We start from the raw sequence: 17,360 nt of genomic DNA on the forward strand, positions 1-17,360 counted from the left end.
AGCCCCCGCCACGCCGAAGGATTTGGAGCTTTTTGCGTCTGTTCGCCGACGCGAAGCTAGAGCCAGTTTCTGTTGCGGAAGACGTGGTAGAGGAACAGACAGATAAGGACCATCCCGCCGATCACTGTCGGGTAACCCCACCTGGAGTCCAGCTCGGGCATGAAGTGAAAGTTCATGCCATAGATGCCCGCGATCATGGTGGGGACCGCGATGATACCTGCCCACGCGGATATCTTGCGCATGTCCATGTTTTGCTGCATGCCGACCCGGGCGAGCGCGGCCTGCACCAGCGAGTTGAGCATGTCGTCGTAGCTGGCGATCTGGTCGGCGGCCTCGGTCTGGTGGTCGGCGACGTCGCGCAGGTAGCGCCGCACTTCTTTCGAAATGAGGTCTTTGCTCTCGGTCTGCATGCGCTGGAATGCGGTCGATAGCGGATTCACGCACCGGCGCAACTCGACCACTTCCCGCTTGAGCAGATAGATCGGTTCGATGTCGAGCTTGCGGCCCGGCGCGAACGCTACTTCCTCGATGCTGTCGATATCGGTCTCCATGAGATTGGTCACCTCGAGGTAGTGGTCGACCACGTAGTCGGCGATCGCGTGCATCACCGCATACGGTCCCAACCGCAAATGTTCGGGGTCGGCATCCATCCGCTTACGCACCTCGGATAACCCGCCGTGTTCGCCGTGGCGGACGGTGACCACGAAATCCTTGCCGACGAAGATCATGATCTCGCCGGTTTTGACGATCTCGCGGGCCAGTACCACCGATTCGTGCGGGACGTAGTTGACGGTCTTGAGGACGAGGAACAGCGTCTCGTCGTAGCGCTCCAACTTGGGTCGCTGGTGCGCGTGCACGGCGTCCTCAACGGCTAACGGGTGCAACCCGAAAACGTCTGCTACGTCCTGCATCTGGTTTTCATCGGGCTCGTGCAGCCCGATCCAGACGAACGCCTCCTGCCCGGTCAGTTCGATCTCGCGCACCTCGCGCAGCGCGGCGGCGTAGGTGTACTTGCCGGGCAGTCGCTGGCCGCAGACGTAGACACCGCAGTCGACCAAGGCTTGGGCCGGTGGCTGGGCAACGGGGTGTGCGTTCGGCGGCTGGGGTCGCGCGACCGGTCGCAGCACTTCGGGCAATGCGTCAAACCCTGGGAACACGTCAACCTCCGATCGCGGTGGATCTGATCGGGCGGTGCTCCAGGTTACGCGTCCCGGTATGGAACTTGGTAAACGTCAGTCGTAGCTGTGGGGGTTGGACCCCAGATGTCCGTCCGGTGCCGGTGCGCTAGTTTCAACCCGAAGCCAAGTCCGTAAGGAGCAGAACCGACGTGAGCGCTAGTCCTCTCAAGGTCGCCGTTACCGGCGCCGCCGGCCAAATCGGCTACAGCCTGTTGTTCCGCCTGGCCAGCGGCTCTTTGCTGGGCCCTGACCGTCCGATCGAGCTGCGGCTGCTCGAGATCGAGCCGGCACTGCAGGCGCTCGAGGGTGTGGTGATGGAACTCGACGACTGCGCTTTCCCGCTGTTGTCCGGGGTGGAGATCGGTTCCGATCCCCAGAAGATCTTCGATGGTGTGAGCCTGGCCCTGCTGGTCGGAGCCCGCCCCCGGGGCGCGGGCATGGAGCGAAGTGACCTGCTGGAGGCCAACGGCGCGATCTTCACCGCTCAGGGCAAAGCCCTCAACGCTGTCGCCGCGGATGACGTTCGCGTCGGGGTGACCGGCAACCCCGCCAACACCAACGCGCTGATCGCGATGACCAATGCGCCCGACATTCCCCGCGAGCGGTTCTCGGCGCTCACCCGGCTGGACCACAATCGGGCGATCTCGCAGCTGGCCGCCAAGACCGGCGCGGCGGTCACCGACATCAAGAAGATGACGATCTGGGGCAATCACTCGGCCACCCAGTACCCCGACCTGTTCCACGCGGAGGTCGCCGGAAAGAACGCGGCCGAAGTGGTCAACGACCAGGCCTGGATCGAGGATGAATTCATCCCGACGGTCGCCAAGCGCGGTGCGGCGATCATCGATGCGCGCGGCGCGTCGTCGGCCGCCTCGGCCGCGTCGGCAACCATCGACGCTGCCCGGGACTGGTTGCTGGGGACGCCGGCGGACGATTGGGTCTCGATGGCCGTCGTCTCCGACGGGTCCTACGGGGTGCCGGAGGGCTTGATCTCCTCGTTTCCGGTCACCACCAAGGGCGGCAACTGGACGATCGTGAGCGGCTTGGAGATCGACGAGTTCTCCCGCGGCCGGATCGACAAGTCAACCGCCGAGTTGGCTGACGAGCGCAGCGCGGTCACCGAGCTCGGCCTGATCTGAGCGCAGGTCAGCCGCGCACTGAGCGGAGCCCGAGTCATCTTGACGTGTGTTTGTCCAGGCATCATGATGACCTGTATGCGCACCACCTTGACGCTCGATGACGACGTCGTCCGGCTGGTCGAAGACGCAGTGCATCGCGAACGCCGCCCGATGAAGCAGGTCATCAACGATGCGCTGCGCAGAGCGCTGGCGCCGCCGGTGAAACGGCAGGAGCAGTATCGGTTGGAGCCGCATGAGTCGGCTGTGCGTTCCGGGTTGGATCTGGCCGGCTTCAACAAGTTGGCCGACGAACTGGAGGATGAGGCGCTGCTGGATGCCACGCGTCGGGCCCGGTGATCATCCCTGACATCAATCTGCTGCTCTACGCGGTCATCACCGGATTCCCGCAGCACCGGCGCGCGCATGCGTGGTGGCAAGACACCGTCAACGGCCACACCCGTATCGGGCTGACGTATCCGGCGTTGTTCGGGTTCCTACGGATCGCCACCAGTGCCCGCGTGCTCGCCGCGCCACTGCCAACCGCGGATGCGATCGCCTATGTGCGCGAGTGGCTTTCGCAGCCGAACGTGGACCTACTCACGGCGGGTCCGCGCCACCTGGACATCGCGTTGGGCCTGCTCGACAAGCTCGGCACAGCCAGCCACCTAACCACCGATGTGCAACTGGCCGCCTACGGCATCGAATACGACGCCGAGATCCATTCCAGTGACACCGACTTTGCCCGATTCGCCGATCTGAAGTGGACCGACCCGTTGCGCGAATAATGACTGCCGCTCTGCCCTCGGGTCAGCCGTTCAGGCCGTGCTGACCGTTGGCGCCGGTAGCGCCTTGAGTACCGGGATCGCCGGGGGCGCCGGGGTTGAACCCGGTCCCGCCGCCGCCGCCCGCGCCGCCGTTGCCGCCCGCGCCGCCGAGGCCCCCGGCCGCGCCGGAGCCGGGGCTGCCCGACTGTCCGAACAGTCCGCCCGCACCGCCGGTCCCGCCGTTTCCGCCGACGCCACCGGCCCCGCCGGCCCCGCCGTCGCCGCCGTTGCCGCCGTCACCGCCGTCGCCGTCCTGGTTGGCCATGCCGTCGGCGCCGATCCCGCCGTTGCCGCCGTTGCCGCCGCTGCCGCCTTGAGCGCCGATGCCCCCGTCGCCCCCGACGCCGCCGTCGCCGCCGGCGCCGCCCGTGCCGAGCAGTAGCCCGCCGCGACCCCCGCTGCCCCCAAAGCCGCCGGCGCCACCAACGTCAGCCGAGGCACCGACGCCGCCGTCGCCGCCGGCACCACCATTGCCCCCGGTGGAGTTGCCCCCAGGAGGATTATCTTGATTGGCATTTCCTCCGGCGCCGCCGGCACCACCGGGAGCGCCGATACCGCCGTTCCCGCCGGCGCCACCGTTGCCCCCTATGCTGTTGCCAGCATTTGCAACATTGGCGCTGCCACCCGCTCCGCCCAGCCCCCCGCCGCCGCCGGCTCCGCCGTTTCCGCCGGCGCCGCCATTGCCGCCGACAGCGTCACCAAAGCCGCTTTGAGCGGCGCCACCGTTACCGCCGGCACCTCCGGAGGCGAAGTTGGCGCCGTCGCCGCCGTCGCCGCCGGCACCCCCGGACACGTCGGTCTGCCCAAGGTTGGTTCCATCCCCGCCTATGCCGCCTGCACCACCGCCCACGCCGGGGTTGACTGCGTTGCTGCCCGAGCCGGCGTCGGTCCCGTTGCCATCGGGTCCGGTAGTGCCGTCGGCGCCATCGGTCGCGTGCGTGACCTGATGGGACACCGGGTTTTGCCCGTTGGCGCCGGCCGCTCCTGCCGCTCCGGCTCCACCCGCCCCCCCGTTGCCCCATAGCCCGGCGTTGCCGCCGTGGCCTCCGTTGCCGCCATTGCCCCCGATCTGGGTGGCCGCCCCACCGTTGCCGCCGAGCCCACCGTTGCCGTATAGCCACCCGCCGTTGCCGCCGGCACCGCCGTTCGCGCCGGGCCCGCCGGCTCCCCCGGCGCCACCGTTGCCGATCAACCCGGCCGCGCCGCCGCGACCGCCGGGCTGGCCTGGGGTGCTACTCGAGCCGCCGTTGCCGCCGTTGCCGTACAACAAGCCACCGTCGCCCCCGTTTTGTCCCGGCCCGCCGTTGGCGCCATCGCCGATCAGCGGGCGCCCCAGCAACAGCTGGGTGGGCCCATTGACCACATCCAGCACCGCTTGCATCGGGGAGGCATTGGCGGCCTCGGCCGCCGCATACGAGCCGGCCGCCGAACTCAGTGCCCGCACAAACTGCTGATGAAATGCCGCCGCCTGTGCGCTCAGCGCTTGATAGGCCTGGGCGTTCCCGGAAAACAGCGACGCGATGGCCGCTGATACCTCGTCGGCACCCGCGGCCAGCAGCCCCGTGGTCGGGGCCTCGGCCGCCCTGTTAGCTGCGGCCAGCGCCGAGCCGATGCCCTCCAAATCAGCGGCCGCGGCCACCAACACGTCCTGCGCTGCAATCAGATACTCCATCGCGGGGCCTCTCTCGCGGCGAGATTGACCAACGGGTCGGCACGAAGCGTGTCCCGTTGCTTGACGGTGCATTGCGTGTTTGCCTGGATCCCCGCGCCGACGGTGTGGATCGGGCCCAGTACCCTCAAGCCCGTGCCAACTGCATCTGTCGCGGTGACTATCGGCTCAGACACTTCGGTGTGAGAATCACCAGGATCCTCGCGCTGCTGCTTGCCGTCCTGCTTGCAGTGTCTGGCGTGGCTGGCTGCTCGGCCGACACCGGCGATCGCCACCCGGAGTTGGTGGTCGGATCCACGCCGGACTCCGAGGCGATGCTGCTGGCCGCCATCTACGTCGCGGCGCTGCGGTCGTACGGTTTTGCGGCGCACGCCGAAACCGCCGCCGACCCGGTGGCGAAACTGGACTCGGGCGCGTTCACCGTCGTACCCGCTTTCACCGGTCAGATGTTGCAGACCTTGCAACCCGATGCGTCGGTGCGCTCGGATGCCCAGGTATACCGCGCCATCGTCTCGGCCCTTCCCGAGGGCATAGCCGCAGGCGACTACACCACCGCCGCAGAAGACAAACCCGCGTTGGTGGTGACTCAATCCACCGCCAAGGCCTGGGGCGGCGGCGATCTCAGCGAGCTGCCCAGCCACTGCCGCGGGTTGTTGGTCGGGCGCGTTGCCGGCGCCCACACACCCGCGGCCGTGGGACCGTGCCGGCTGCCCGCCCCGCGTGAGTTTCGGAATGACGCAACAATGTTCGCCGCGCTGCGGGCCGGACAGCTGGTCGCGGCCTGGACCACCACCGCCGACCCCGACATCCCCGCGGACCTGATCATGCTGACCGACGGCAAGCCCGCGCTGATCCGGGCCGAGAACATCGTTCCGCTGTATCGTCGCAACGCGCTGACCGAGCGGCAACTGCTGGCCGTCAACGAGGTCGCCGGCGTGCTGGACACCACGGCCCTGATCGGGATGCGCCGCCAGGTGGCCGCGGGGGCCGACCCGGCGGCGGTGGCCGCCGGCTGGCTCGCCGAACACCCGCTGGGACGTTGAGCCGCCACGAGCGTCCGGGTCGACGCGATGACACACCGCGTCGGCCGAACAACCTTCGGGCGCGCTTTCCTCACCAGCCGTCAGCGCGGGCGGGGTATCAACCGGCCGGTGATGATCGGAAAGATCCGCTGATATCCGGAACCGGTCAGCCGGACCACCAGGTCCAGTACCTTGGCGTCGACACCCACCAACACCCGGGCCTTGTTCTTGGCCACCCCCGTCAGGATGATCTGCGCGGCCCGCTGTGGGCTGAGATGGGCCACCCGCTTATCGAACGTCTCGGCCAGCTCGGCCTGGTCAAGTCCCTCGGCGGCGGTGGCGTTACGGGCGATCGCGGTCTTGACACCGCCGGGGTGCACCGTCGTCACCTTCACCGGGTGACCCGCCAACGCCATTTCCTGGCGCAGCGCCTCGGTAAAGCCGCGGACGGCGAACTTGGCCGAGTTGTAGGCCGCCTGACCCGGCGCCGAAAACAACCCGAACACGCTGGAGATGTTGATGACGTGGCCGTCCCCGGAGGCGATCAAATGCGGCAGGAACGCCTTGGTGCCGTTGACCACACCCCAAAAATCGACGTCCATCACCCGTTCGATGTCCTTGAACTGGCTGACCTCGATATCGCCGGTAAAGGCGATGCCGGCGTTGTTGTAGATCTGGTTCACAGTGCCGAAGTGCTCGTTGACCGCATCGGCGTAGGCTAGGAAGGCTTCGCGTTCGGTTACGTCGAGTCGGTCCGTCTTGACCGGCGTGCTGATCGCCTTTAGCCGGTGCTCGGTGTCTGCCAGGCCGTCGGTGTCGACGTCGCTGATGGCCACCTTGGCGCCCGAGCGGGCCAGCTCGATTGCCAGCGCCTGCCCGATGCCCGATCCCGCGCCGGTGACAACGGCGACCTTTCCGGCGAACCCCTCCATGACGTACCCTCCCTTGTCTCGGCTGCCATCAGGTTAGCCGGTACCCGGGGTACGGCTTAACGTGGCCGGCACGGGTTCATTCGGTAGCTGGCACTGCGACGAGCGATGTGGATGATCTCGACTCGGTGGTGGCCGTCGTCGATGGCGTAGACGACGCGGTAATCACCGCGGCGGGCTGAGTGGAGGCCTTCAAGGTCATTGCGCAGCGGCTTGCCCAACCTATGCGGGTTGTTAAGCAGCGGTCCGAAAACAAACTCGACACATGCGGCGGCGATCTTTTCGGGTAAGCGTTGCAGGTCGCGTGCCGCTGTCGCGGTGATCGCCACGTGGTAGGGATGGTCGTCGCTCACCGCGCGGTGTAACGGTTGCGGATCTCGTCGTTGCTCACGAAGCGCCCTGCGGCAACATCGGCGAGGCCTTCACGAATGGCCTCGCTGGCGCCAGGGGTGCGTAGCACCTCCAGCGTTTCCTCGATGGACGCCAGGTCATCGGCCGAGATCAATACCGCCGCCGGATGACCGTGCCGGGTTATCGTGATGCGCTCGTGTGTCAGCTCAACTTCGGCGACGTACTCAGAGAGGCGATTGCGGACTTCGCCCAGTGGGACAACAGCCATAACCGCGATTGTAGCTAAAAGTATGGCTAAACCCTGTACGCCGAGCATCGGCTTACCGAGCCGAACGCCTCGTCGCTGTTTGATGTCTCCTCGAGCGTTCGGCTGAGCGAACTCAGCCGAACGCCTCGTCGAGGATCTCCTGCTGTTCGACGGCGTGCACCTTCGACGAGCCTGACGACGGGGCTGACATCGCCCGGCGCGAGATTCGCTTGATCCCGGCCAACTTGTCAGGCAGCAGCTCGGGTAGTTCGAGCCCGAATCGCGGCCACGCACCCTGGTTGGCCGGTTCCTCTTGGACCCAGAAGAACTCCTTGACGTTCTCGTAGCGGTCCAGCGTTTCACGCAGTCGACGCCTGGGCAGCGGGGCGAGCTGTTCAAGCCGCACGATCGCGAGGTCATTGCGGTTGTCCTTGGCCTTGCGGGCGGCCAGCTCGTAATACAGCTTGCCACTGGTCAGCAGGATCCGGCTGACCTTGTTGCGGTCTCCGATGCCGTCCTCATAGGTGGGTTCCTCCAGCACTGAGCGGAACTTGATCTCGGTGAAGTCCTTGATTTCGCTGACGGCGGCCTTGTGACGCAACATCGACTTGGGCGTGAACACGATCAGCGGGCGTTGGATGCCGTCCAGGGCATGCCGGCGTAGCAGGTGGAAGTAGTTCGACGGAGTCGACGGCATCGCGATGGTCATCGAACCTTCCGCCCACAACTGCAAGAAGCGTTCGATCCGGGCAGAAGTGTGGTCGGGTCCCTGCCCCTCGTGCCCGTGCGGTAACAGCAGCACGACGTTGGACAATTGGCCCCACTTGGCCTCACCGGAGCTGATGAACTCGTCGATGATCGACTGCGCGCCGTTGACGAAGTCGCCGAACTGCGCCTCCCAGAGCACCACGGCGTCCGGATTGCCCACAGTGTAGCCGTACTCGAAGCCGACGGCGGCGTACTCCGACAGTGGCGAGTCGTAGACCAGGAACTTTCCGCCGGTCGGGCTGCCGTCGGAGTTGGTCGCCAGCAGCTGCAGTGGTGTGAACTCCTCGCCAGTGTGGCGGTCGATGAGAACCGAATGCCGCTGGGAGAAGGTGCCGCGGCGGCTGTCCTGCCCCGACAAGCGCACCAGCTTGCCTTCGGCCACCAGCGAGCCCAGCGCCAGCAGCTCGCCAAAGGCCCAGTCGATCTTGCCTTCATAGGCCATCTCCCGGCGCTTCTCCAGCACCGGTTGGACTCGCGGGTGCGCGGTGAAGCCGTTCGGCAAGGCGAGGAACGCATCGCCGATCCGGGCCAGCAGCGACTTGTCCACCGCAGTGGCCAGCCCCGCGGGAATCATCTGGTCGGACTCGACCGACTCGCTCGGCTGCACACCGTGCTTCTCCAGCTCGCGCACTTCGTTGAACACCCGTTCCAGCTGGCCCTGGTAGTCGCGCAGCGCGTCCTCGGCCTCCTTCATCGAGATGTCGCCACGTCCGATCAGGGCTTCGGTGTAGCTTTTGCGGGCCCCGCGCTTGGTGTCGACGACGTCGTACACGTAGGGGTTGGTCATCGACGGGTCGTCACCCTCGTTGTGCCCGCGGCGGCGGTAGCACAGCATGTCGATGACGACGTCCTTCTTGAACCGTTGTCGGAAGTCCACCGCCAACCGCGCCACCCAGACACACGCCTCCGGGTCGTCGCCGTTGACGTGAAAGATCGGTGCCCCGATCATCTTTGCGACGTCGGTGCAGTACTCGCTGGACCTGGAATACTCGGGCGCGGTGGTGAAGCCGATCTGGTTGTTGACGATGATGTGGATGGTGCCGCCGACGCGGTAGCCCGGCAGATTCGCCAGGTTCAGCGTCTCGGCGACCACACCCTGACCGGCGAACGCGGCATCGCCATGCAACATCAGCGGCACCACCGAGAACGCCCGTTGGCCGTCGCTGTCGATGCTTCCGTGGTCGAGCAGATCCTGCTTGGCCCGCACCAATCCCTCCAGCACCGGGTCGACGGCCTCCAGATGCGACGGGTTGGCGGTCAGCGACACCTGAATGTCGTTGTCGCCGAACATCTGCAGGTACAGCCCGGTGGCGCCCAGGTGGTACTTGACGTCACCGGAGCCGTGCGCCTGCGACGGATTCAGGTTGCCCTCGAACTCGGTGAAGATCTGCGAGTACGGCTTGCCGACGATGTTGGCCAGCACGTTGAGCCGGCCCCGGTGCGGCATCCCGATGACCACCTCGTCGAGGCCGTGCTCAGCGCACTGGTCGATCGCCGCGTCCATCATCGGGATCACGCTTTCGGCGCCTTCCAGCGAGAACCGCTTCTGGCCGACGTACTTGGTCTGTAGGAACGTTTCAAAGGCCTCGGCGGCGTTGAGCTTGCTGAGGATGTATTTCTGTTGGGCCACAGTGGGTTTGACGTGCTTGGTCTCGACCCGTTGTTCGAGCCACTCCTTTTGTTCGGGGTCGAGGATATGGGCGTACTCCACGCCGATGTGGCGGCAGTAGGCATCGCGCAGCAAGCCCAGCACGTCGCGCAGTTTCTTGTACTGCGCACCGGCAAAGCCGTCGACCTTGAACACCCGATCGAGATCCCACAGCGTCAGGCCGTGGGTCAGCACTTCGAGGTCGGGGTGACTGCGGAACCGAGCTTTGTCCAACCGCAGCGGGTCGGTATCGGCCATCAGATGGCCGCGGTTGCGGTAGGCCGCGATCAAGTTCATGACGCGAGCGTTCTTGTCGACGATCGAGTCGGGGTTGTCGGTGCTCCAGCGCACCGGCAGATATGGGATGCTCAGTTCGCGGAAGACCTCGTCCCAGAAGCCATCCGAGAGCAGCAACTCGTGGATGGTGCGCAGGAAGTCGCCCGATTCCGCGCCCTGGATGATGCGGTGGTCGTAGGTGGAGGTCAAAGTGATCAATTTGCCGATGCCCAGCTCGGCGATGCGTTCCTCGCTGGCGCCTTGAAACTCGGCGGGGTATTCCATGGCGCCCACGCCGATGATGGCGCCCTGGCCGGGCATCAGCCGCGGCACCGAATGCACGGTGCCGATGGTTCCGGGATTGGTCAGCGAAATCGTCACGCCGGCAAAGTCTTCAGTGGTCAGCTTGCCGTCGCGGGCCCGGCGTACGATGTCTTCGTAGGCCGTGACGAACTGCGCGAATCGCATGGTCTCGCACCGCTTGATGCCGGCCACCACCAGGGAACGCTTCCCGTCCTTGCCTTGCAGGTCGATCGCCAGGCCGAGATTGGTGTGCGCCGGCGTGACCGCGGTGGGCTTGCCGTCGACTTCGGTGTAGTGCCGGTTCATGTTCGGGAATTTCTTCACCGCCTGCACCAGGGCGTAGCCCAGCAAATGCGTGAACGAGATCTTGCCGCCGCGGGTCCGCTTCAACTGGTTGTTGATGACGATCCGGTTGTCGATCAGTAGCTTGGCCGGGACCGCCCGGACGCTGGTCGCCGTCGGCACCTCCAACGACGCGGACATGTTCTTGACGACGGCCGCGGCGGCGCCGCGCAGCACCGCTACCTCGTCACCTTCGGCTGGCGGGGGAACGGCAGTTTTGGCGGCCAGTGCGGCGACCACGCCGTTGCCCGCGGCCGCGGTGTCGGCCGGCTTGGGGGGTGCCTGCGGGGCGGCCGCAGCGGCCCGCTCGGCAACGAGTGGCGAGGTAACCCGGGTTGGTTCGGCAGCTGGTTGGGAGGTGGGTTCGGGGCTGTAGTCAACCAGGAACTCGTGCCAGCTGGGATCGACCGAGGAGGGGTCGTCGCGGAACTTGCGGTACATCTCTTCGACCAGCCATTCGTTTTGCCCGAATGGTGAACTTATGTTGGCCACGGCCGCTGTTCGCCTCGATTCTTCTGCTAGTTGAAGTCCTGCAAGCGCATTGCGCGGCGCCTGCTGGCAGTCGGTGAACGGTCTGCCCCATAAAGGCTAACGCTTTGCCAGCGATTCGCCAGAGAGACCGGGCAACGCGCGCTAGCTGGCATCCCGAACGGTCGGTAGCACGTGCAGGGTGACCGGCCAGCGCGCCGGCGGGGTGCCGAATGCCGATCGCGCATTACGGACGAGCTTCTTGCCGACCAGCCGATTGCCGATGGCGCCGATGATCGCGCCGATACCCATCGGCACCAGCTTGCCAAACATGAGCGCGCCGCGTTTCAGCGCGAATCGTTTGACGACGTATTTGAGCATTCGCGAGTTCAACGACGATATCGCCGGCAGCGGCAGCGAGGCCATGGTCTCCGACACCCAGCCGCCGCTGGTTCGGCCCGGACCGAGCAGATCGGCCACCGCAGTAGTGTTGTCGCCGACCAGCACCGCCAAGACCAGGGCACGGCGCCGTTCTCGGTGGTCGAGGGGAATGGCGTGTACCGAGGCCAGCGCCAGCACGAACAGCGCGGTGGCCTCAAGGAACACGACAACCTCTCCGGCCGCGGCGAACCATGCGGCCAGGGTGCCGATCCCCGGTAAGGTCGCGGCCGCACCTACCGCCGCTCCACTGGCCGTCACCACCGACAAGAAGCGTTTCTCGAGCTTGGCTACGATCTTGGCGGGGCTGGCCCCCGGGTGGGCGCGACGCAGGCGGGCCACATACGCCTGTGCTGCCGGGCCCTGTATCCGCGAACTCCGTTCGATGACCTGCGCCAATGCCCGCGTGGACACTTTGGGCCGCCCGCCGGTCCCGGCCAGCTGCGGGTCCGGCTCAGCTGCATTTGCGGATCGATTGTCGAACCTTTTCCAAGACCTGATTCGTCGAGCGCTCATCTTCTCTCCTGCGAATGGCGTCCCCTCAGGCTAATGCCGGTTCAACGATCCGAGCATGTGTTTCGGTAGCGGCGCGGTTCACCGCTCGAAGCGGAATAATGCGGCGTGGACATTGGTGACGATACGGGTTGCCCTGGTGCATGCCGTGACGCCCGTGACCCAATGCCACCGCTAGCAAGCCAAACGAGGTGCGTGTATGACTACGGCGATACGCCGGGCGGCCGGGAGCAGCTACTTCCGAAACCCCTGGCCTGCGCTGTGGGCGATGATGGTTGGCTTCTTCATGATCATGCTCGACTCCACCGTCGTAGCCATCGCGAATCCGACCATCATGGCCCAGCTACGCATCGGTTACGCCACCGTGGTTTGGGTGACCAGCGCCTATCTGCTGGCCTACGCGGTGCCAATGCTGGTGGCCGGCCGGCTTGGCGACCGGTTCGGCCCGAAGAATCTCTACCTGATTGGCCTGGGGGTATTCACCGTTGCGTCGCTGGGGTGCGGTCTGTCGAGCGGTGCCGGCATGCTGATTGCCGCTCGAGTGGTGCAAGGCGTCGGCGCCGGATTGCTTACCCCGCAGACGCTGTCGACGATAACGCGGATCTTCCCGGCTCATCGCCGCGGTGTCGCGCTGGGCGCATGGGGCACCGTCGCCAGTGTCGCCAGCCTGGTGGGACCGTTGGCCGGCGGCGCGCTGGTCGACAGCATGGGGTGGGAGTGGATTTTCTTCGTCAACGTTCCCGTCGGCGTCATCGGCCTGATCCTGGCGGCCTATCTGATTCCGGCACTACCCCACCACCCGCATCGGTTCGATTGGTTCGGCGTCGGATTGTCTGGTGCGGGAATGTTTCTGATTGTCTTCGGACTACAGCAGGGCCAGTCCGCCAATTGGCAGCCTTGGATTTGGGCGGTGATCGTCGGCGGTATCGGGTTTATGTCGCTGTTCGTTTACTGGCAGGCGCGGAACGCCCGCGAGCCGCTGATCCCACTGGAGGTCTTCAACGACCGGAACTTCAGCTTGTCCAACCTCAGGATAGCGATCATCGCCTTCGCGGGGACGGGGATGATGCTGCCGGTGACGTTTTATGCGCAGGCGGTGTGTGGGTTGTCGCCGACCCACACGGCCGTGCTGTTCGCGCCGACGGCGATCGTCGGTGGCGTGCTGGCCCCGTTCGTCGGCATGATCATTGACAGGTCCCATCCGTTGTGCGTACTGGGTTTCGGCTTCTCGGTGCTGGCGATCGCAATGACATGGCTCTTATGCGAGATGGCTCCGGGCACGCCCATCTGGCGGCTGGTGTTGCCGTTCATCGCGTTAGGCGTTGCTGGGGCGTTCGTGTGGTCGCCGCTGACCGTCACCGCGACCCGCAATCTACGGCCGCACCTGGCCGGTGCGAGCTCAGGTGTGTTCAACGCCGTCCGGCAGCTGGGGGCTGTGCTGGGGAGCGCGAGCATGGCCGCGTTCATGACGTCGCGCATCGCCGCCGAGATGCCCGGTGGTGTGGACGCCCTTACCGGTCCCGCCGGGCAGGACGCTACCGTGTTGCAGCTGCCCGAGTTCGTGCGCGAACCCTTCGCGGCCGCGATGTCGCAATCGATGCTGTTGCCCGCCTTCGTCGCCCTATTCGGGATCGTTGCCGCGTTGTTCCTGGTTGACTTCACCGGTGCTGCGGTTGCCAAAGAGCCGTTGCCCGAATCCGATGGCGACGCTGACGACGACGACTATGTCGAGTACATCCTTCGTCGGGAACCGGAAGAGGATTGCGACACCCAGCCGCTGCGGGCGTCGCGCCCGGCAGCGGCCGCAGCGTCACGCAGCGGTGCTGGGGGTCCGCTGGCGGTCAGCTGGTCGACGTCAGCCCAAGGAATGCCCCCAGGTCCACCAGGCCGTCGGGCGTGGCAGGCAGATACTGAGTCAACAGCTCCGAGCGCACTATAACCGCGGCATACTGTGCCCGACTGACCGCGACGTTGAGCCGATTCCGGTTGAGCAGGAACGAGATTCCGCGTGGAACATCGTCGGCGGACGAGGCCGTCATCGAGATGAAGACCACCGGTGCCTGCCCGCCCTGGAATTTGTCGACGGTGCCTACCCGTACTCCGTCAGCCCCGCCAAGTCCGGCAGACGCCAACCGCCGACGGACCAGCGCCACCTGGGCGTTGTACGGCGCGAGCACAAGCACATCGGAAGCGGCCAGTGGCCGGGTGCCGTGCTCGTCGGTCCACGGCGAGCCGAGCAGCTGCCGCAGCTCGGCGAGGATCGCCTCGGCCTCTTCGGGGCTTTCGATCGAATTGCCCTTGTGGTGCACGCCACGCGTATGCACCCCCGGGGGATACCCGTCGAGGCGGCGCACGGCGGTGCGCTCGGTGTGGGAACACAGCCTGCCCTCGTAGGACAACGCCGACACGGCCGCGCACACCGCCGGGTGCATCCGGTACGAGCGGTCTAAGAAGTAGCCGCGTTCGTCGGGCAGCGTGTGTTGCCCATCTACCAGCCACGACAATGCGGAGGTGTCGACGGGTTCGGGATGTGTGCCCTGACTTACCTGAGGCAGTTGCTGTGGATCGCCAAGCAGCAACAGGTTTGTGGCCGCGGGCGCCACGGCGATGGTATTGGCCAGGCAGAACTGGCCAGCCTCGTCGATCACCAGCAGATCCAGGCTGGCTTTCGGCACCCGATTGCCGTTGGCGAAGTCCCACGCCGTGCCGCCGATCACGCATCCGGCGGTGTCGCGGATGAATTCTGTGTACTGGCTCCCGTCGATCGACTGCCAGCGCCCAGCGGTGTGGTCGTGCGGCTTTTTGGCGACCTGCCCCGGGTCCAGGCCAGCGCTGATCACACCTTCCAACAGGTTCTCCACCGTGGCGTGCGACTGGGCGACAACGCCAATACGCCAGGCATGCTCGGTGACCAACTCCGCGATCACCCGGGCCGCGGTGTATGTCTTGCCGGTCCCCGGAGGGCCGTGCACCGCCAGGTATGACGAGTCCAAGTCCAGCGCCGCCGCGGCGATATCGGTGACTGGGTCACTGCTGCGGGGCAATGCGGCGCCGCTGCGCGTGCGAGGAGGGCGACGCAGCAGCACGTCCATTAGCGCGGTGCTGGGCAGTTGCGGCGATCCGGAAGCCACGGCAGCGGCCGTCGATTCGATCGATTCCCGCAGGGCCGTCGTCGGCACCGGCGGCCCGGGAGCGAGCGCGAACGGGAGCTGCTGAAATGTATTGCCGTCACTGCCGGTTCGTTCGACGATGACCACCTCGGTGGGCACAGTGGGGTCGTCGGTCTCAACCACTGCGGCGGGGCCCGCGGCTCGGCGATCAGGATTGTCGGTCATGCCCGGCGGCGCCGGGGGTTCGTAGAGGGCAAACACATTCCCGTTGAGGTCCCCACGTGCCAGTTCACCGGTAAGCCGGACCCGCCGCTGCGGCTTGCGCGCGCGAGGCGGCATATGCCAGTCGACGGTGACCGAAGCCTCGCTGGCAAGGAAGACGTCCGTGCTGTCCGACCATTCGTCGACGGGGTAGTTGAGCCGGTCGAAGTGCGCCCACCAGAACGGCTTGTCCTCGCGGCGATGATAGCCGCGGGCAGCGGCCAGCAAGGCGACCGCTGTCTGTTCCGGCGTGCGCTCGCCGGCGGCGGCATCGCCGGTGAACTTGGACAGTACCGACGCCAGCGAGTCACCGTCGTCGATAGGGTCGGCGTCCGGAACTGGTTGAGCGCCAATGGGTGTGACGCCGGCTTCCCAGGCGCGCATGAGCAGCCAGTCACGCAGCGCGCGGGTGGACCGGCAGTCGTAGTGGTTGTAGCCTTCGATCTCTTTGAGCACGGTTGCCGCCTCATCGATGCGGCCGGCCGCGCGCAGTTCGCAGTACCGGGCATAGGAGTTGATCGAGTCGGCGGCGGTGGTGACGTCGCCGGAGCGTGGCTGCGTCCCGAGGTACAGCGGCTCCAGCGCCTTCAAGCTGAACGAGTCGGTGCCCACCCGAATGCTCTTGCGTACCAACGGGTATAAGTCCACCAGGACTCCGTTGCGCAGCAAGTCGTCGACGTCGTCCTCGCCGATGCCGTAGCGTCCGACCAGCCGCAGCAGCGCGGTCTTCTCGTAGGGCGCGTAGTGGTAGATGTGCATGTTGGGGTGGCGCCGGCGCCGTCTGGCGACTATCGCCAGGAAATCGGTCAGCGCCTGGCGTTCGGCTGTCCGGTCATGCGCCCACAATGGTCGGAATACTCCCGCCCGTCCGGCTTCCAGCACCCCGAACAGGTATTCCAGGCCCCACTGTTTGCCGTCGGCGGTCCACAGCGGGTCACCCTCGAAGTCGAAGAACAGGTCGCCGGGGTTTGGCTCCGGCAGCAGTGTCAGCGGCCGCGGGTCGACGATCTCGAACTGTGGTGCTCCCGTATCGCGTTGGCGGATTTGCAGTTTGGCCTGTGCGGTCAGCTTGCCCAGCGCGTTCGTGGTCAGGCCGGGAACCGGCGCGGTGTGATCTGCCAGTTCGGCGATCGTGGTGATGCCGGCCTCAAGGAGCTTGTCGCGCTGGCGGACTCGCATCCCTCCGACCAGTAGCAGATCGTCGCTGGCGCGCAGCCGCTCGGTGCACTGCGGACAGCGGAAGCACGCCTGCACGCGTTCGTCGTCCCAGCGCACCGCGGTGCCCGCGGTGTAGTGGCCGTCCAGCAATCGCTGTAAAAGCGCACGCTGGGACCGGTAGACCGGGATGAGCTCGCCGACGCGGTAGCGCACGATCGTGCCGTCGCCGAGTTCGAGCTCGGCGTCGGCAGCCACCGGAACGCCCGAGTGAACCAGCGCATCGGCATAGGCCGCCAGCTGTAGCAGCGCGGTCACGGTTGGCGAGCGGGCGAGCTTGGTGTCGGCGACCCGGTACCGGTGACCGTCGCGGATCAGGAAGTCGGCGAACCCGACGAAGCGGCCGTCGAACATGGCGGCCTGATACACCACCGGGGCGTGGTTGGCGATGGCACGTCGCGTCGCGTCGGCGGCTGCCGCCAGCCCGGCGGGCGTGTAGGCCGGCCGGCCAATGATAGCCACCGCGTCGCCGAACTCGTGGCGCAGTTGGTCGAGTCGGCGTCCTTCATGCGCGCTACCGAGAACGGCGGCTCGCGCCATCAGTTCGTCGTCAACTGCGACGGCCGGTCCCCGGCCTAGTTTCGCGTCGAATTCACGGAGCAGTGCGTACTGGCACCGGGCGGCGGCTGCGAGATCCGAAGCACTGTAGACGATGCTGTCACCGGTGACGAACACAGCAG

General features: G+C 66.3%; 13 protein-coding genes. 5 read left to right on the forward strand and 8 right to left on the reverse strand.

Translation table 11 applies throughout. From position 1 onward, the window contains the following. Positions 1-56: 56 nt before the first annotated feature. On the reverse strand, positions 57-1,157 hold the full coding sequence (gene corA / locus Rv1239c; protein ID NP_215755.1) for a magnesium and cobalt transport transmembrane protein CorA: 1,101 nt from the start codon (positions 1,155-1,157) through the stop codon (positions 57-59). 170 nt (positions 1,158-1,327) lie between these two features. On the opposite strand from corA, the gene mdh reads away from it, so the two are divergent. From mdh to vapC33, 3 genes are all read left to right on the forward strand, one after another. Beyond that, positions 1,328-2,317, forward strand: coding sequence for a malate dehydrogenase (mdh, locus tag Rv1240; RefSeq protein ID NP_215756.1), 990 nt, complete (start codon positions 1,328-1,330; stop codon positions 2,315-2,317). 75 nt (positions 2,318-2,392) lie between these two features. Continuing rightward, on the forward strand, positions 2,393-2,653 hold the full coding sequence (gene vapB33, locus Rv1241; RefSeq protein ID NP_215757.1) for an antitoxin VapB33: 261 nt from the start codon (positions 2,393-2,395) through the stop codon (positions 2,651-2,653). Next, positions 2,650-3,081, forward strand: a complete 432-nt coding sequence (vapC33, locus tag Rv1242; protein ID NP_215758.1) for a ribonuclease VapC33 — start codon at positions 2,650-2,652, stop codon at positions 3,079-3,081. Before vapB33 ends, vapC33 begins: the two co-directional genes overlap by 4 nt. A gap of 22 nt (positions 3,082-3,103) precedes the next feature. Here vapC33 and PE_PGRS23 read toward each other — a convergent pair whose 3' ends face one another. Then, on the reverse strand, positions 3,104-4,792 hold the full coding sequence (gene PE_PGRS23 / locus Rv1243c; RefSeq protein ID YP_177798.1) for a PE-PGRS family protein PE_PGRS23: 1,689 nt from the start codon (positions 4,790-4,792) through the stop codon (positions 3,104-3,106). A gap of 179 nt (positions 4,793-4,971) precedes the next feature. Between PE_PGRS23 and lpqZ the strand changes: the two genes are divergently transcribed. After that, positions 4,972-5,832: a lipoprotein LpqZ gene (gene lpqZ / locus Rv1244; protein ID NP_215760.1), complete on the forward strand. Its 861-nt coding sequence runs from the start codon at positions 4,972-4,974 to the stop codon at positions 5,830-5,832. Between the two features lie 80 nt (positions 5,833-5,912). Here the strand turns inward: lpqZ and Rv1245c are convergent, their stop codons facing one another. The 5 genes from Rv1245c to Rv1249c all read right to left on the reverse strand — a co-directional run bounded on the left by Rv1245c (position 5,913) and on the right by Rv1249c (position 12,097). Further along, on the reverse strand, positions 5,913-6,743 hold the full coding sequence (locus Rv1245c; protein ID NP_215761.1) for a short-chain type dehydrogenase/reductase: 831 nt from the start codon (positions 6,741-6,743) through the stop codon (positions 5,913-5,915). A 56-nt stretch (positions 6,744-6,799) separates the two neighbouring features. Then, on the reverse strand, positions 6,800-7,093 hold the full coding sequence (relE, locus tag Rv1246c) for a toxin RelE (protein ID NP_215762.1): 294 nt from the start codon (positions 7,091-7,093) through the stop codon (positions 6,800-6,802). Further along, positions 7,090-7,359: an antitoxin RelB gene (relB, locus tag Rv1247c; protein NP_215763.1), complete on the reverse strand. Its 270-nt coding sequence runs from the start codon at positions 7,357-7,359 to the stop codon at positions 7,090-7,092. The genes relE and relB overlap by 4 nt, the downstream gene beginning before the upstream one ends. A 112-nt stretch (positions 7,360-7,471) precedes the next feature. After that, positions 7,472-11,167 (reverse strand): multifunctional 2-oxoglutarate dehydrogenase E1 component /2-oxoglutarate dehydrogenase dihydrolipoyllysine-residue succinyltransferase, encoded by a 3,696-nt coding sequence (locus tag Rv1248c; RefSeq protein NP_215764.2) that lies wholly within the window; start codon positions 11,165-11,167, stop codon positions 7,472-7,474. Positions 11,168-11,308: 141 nt separating this feature from the next. Continuing rightward, the gene (locus Rv1249c) at positions 11,309-12,097 is read right to left on the reverse strand and encodes a membrane protein (protein NP_215765.1); all 789 of its coding nucleotides are present in this window, start codon (positions 12,095-12,097) and stop codon (positions 11,309-11,311) included. Positions 12,098-12,293: 196 nt separating this feature from the next. On the opposite strand from Rv1249c, the gene Rv1250 reads away from it, so the two are divergent. Beyond that, positions 12,294-14,033 carry an MFS-type drug transporter gene (locus Rv1250; protein NP_215766.1) on the forward strand — a complete coding sequence of 580 codons (1,740 nt, stop codon included), beginning with the start codon at positions 12,294-12,296 and terminating at the stop codon, positions 14,031-14,033. Here Rv1250 and Rv1251c read toward each other — a convergent pair. Further along, positions 13,936-17,355, reverse strand: a complete 3,420-nt coding sequence (locus Rv1251c) for a hypothetical protein (protein ID NP_215767.1) — start codon at positions 17,353-17,355, stop codon at positions 13,936-13,938. The two genes, Rv1250 and Rv1251c, sit on opposite strands and share 98 nt — an antisense overlap. Positions 17,356-17,360: the final 5 nt, after the last annotated feature.

The organism is Mycobacterium tuberculosis H37Rv (assembly GCF_000195955.2).
Taxonomy (GTDB): Bacteria; Actinomycetota; Actinomycetes; order Mycobacteriales; family Mycobacteriaceae; genus Mycobacterium; species Mycobacterium tuberculosis.

What these genes read in the sequence shown, in the direction of transcription:
- vapB33 (NP_215757.1), top strand. Translation starts at nt 2,393, where the DNA reads ATGCGCACCACCTTGACGCTCGATGACGACGTCGTCCGGCTGGTCGAA.
- PE_PGRS23 (YP_177798.1), bottom strand. Translation starts at nt 4,792, where the DNA reads ATGGAGTATCTGATTGCAGCGCAGGACGTGTTGGTGGCCGCGGCCGCT.
- Rv1245c (NP_215761.1), bottom strand. Translation starts at nt 6,743, where the DNA reads ATGGAGGGGTTCGCCGGAAAGGTCGCCGTTGTCACCGGCGCGGGATCG.
- relB (NP_215763.1), bottom strand. Translation starts at nt 7,359, where the DNA reads ATGGCTGTTGTCCCACTGGGCGAAGTCCGCAATCGCCTCTCTGAGTAC.
- Rv1249c (NP_215765.1), bottom strand. Translation starts at nt 12,097, where the DNA reads ATGAGCGCTCGACGAATCAGGTCTTGGAAAAGGTTCGACAATCGATCC.
- Rv1250 (NP_215766.1), top strand. Translation starts at nt 12,294, where the DNA reads ATGACTACGGCGATACGCCGGGCGGCCGGGAGCAGCTACTTCCGAAAC.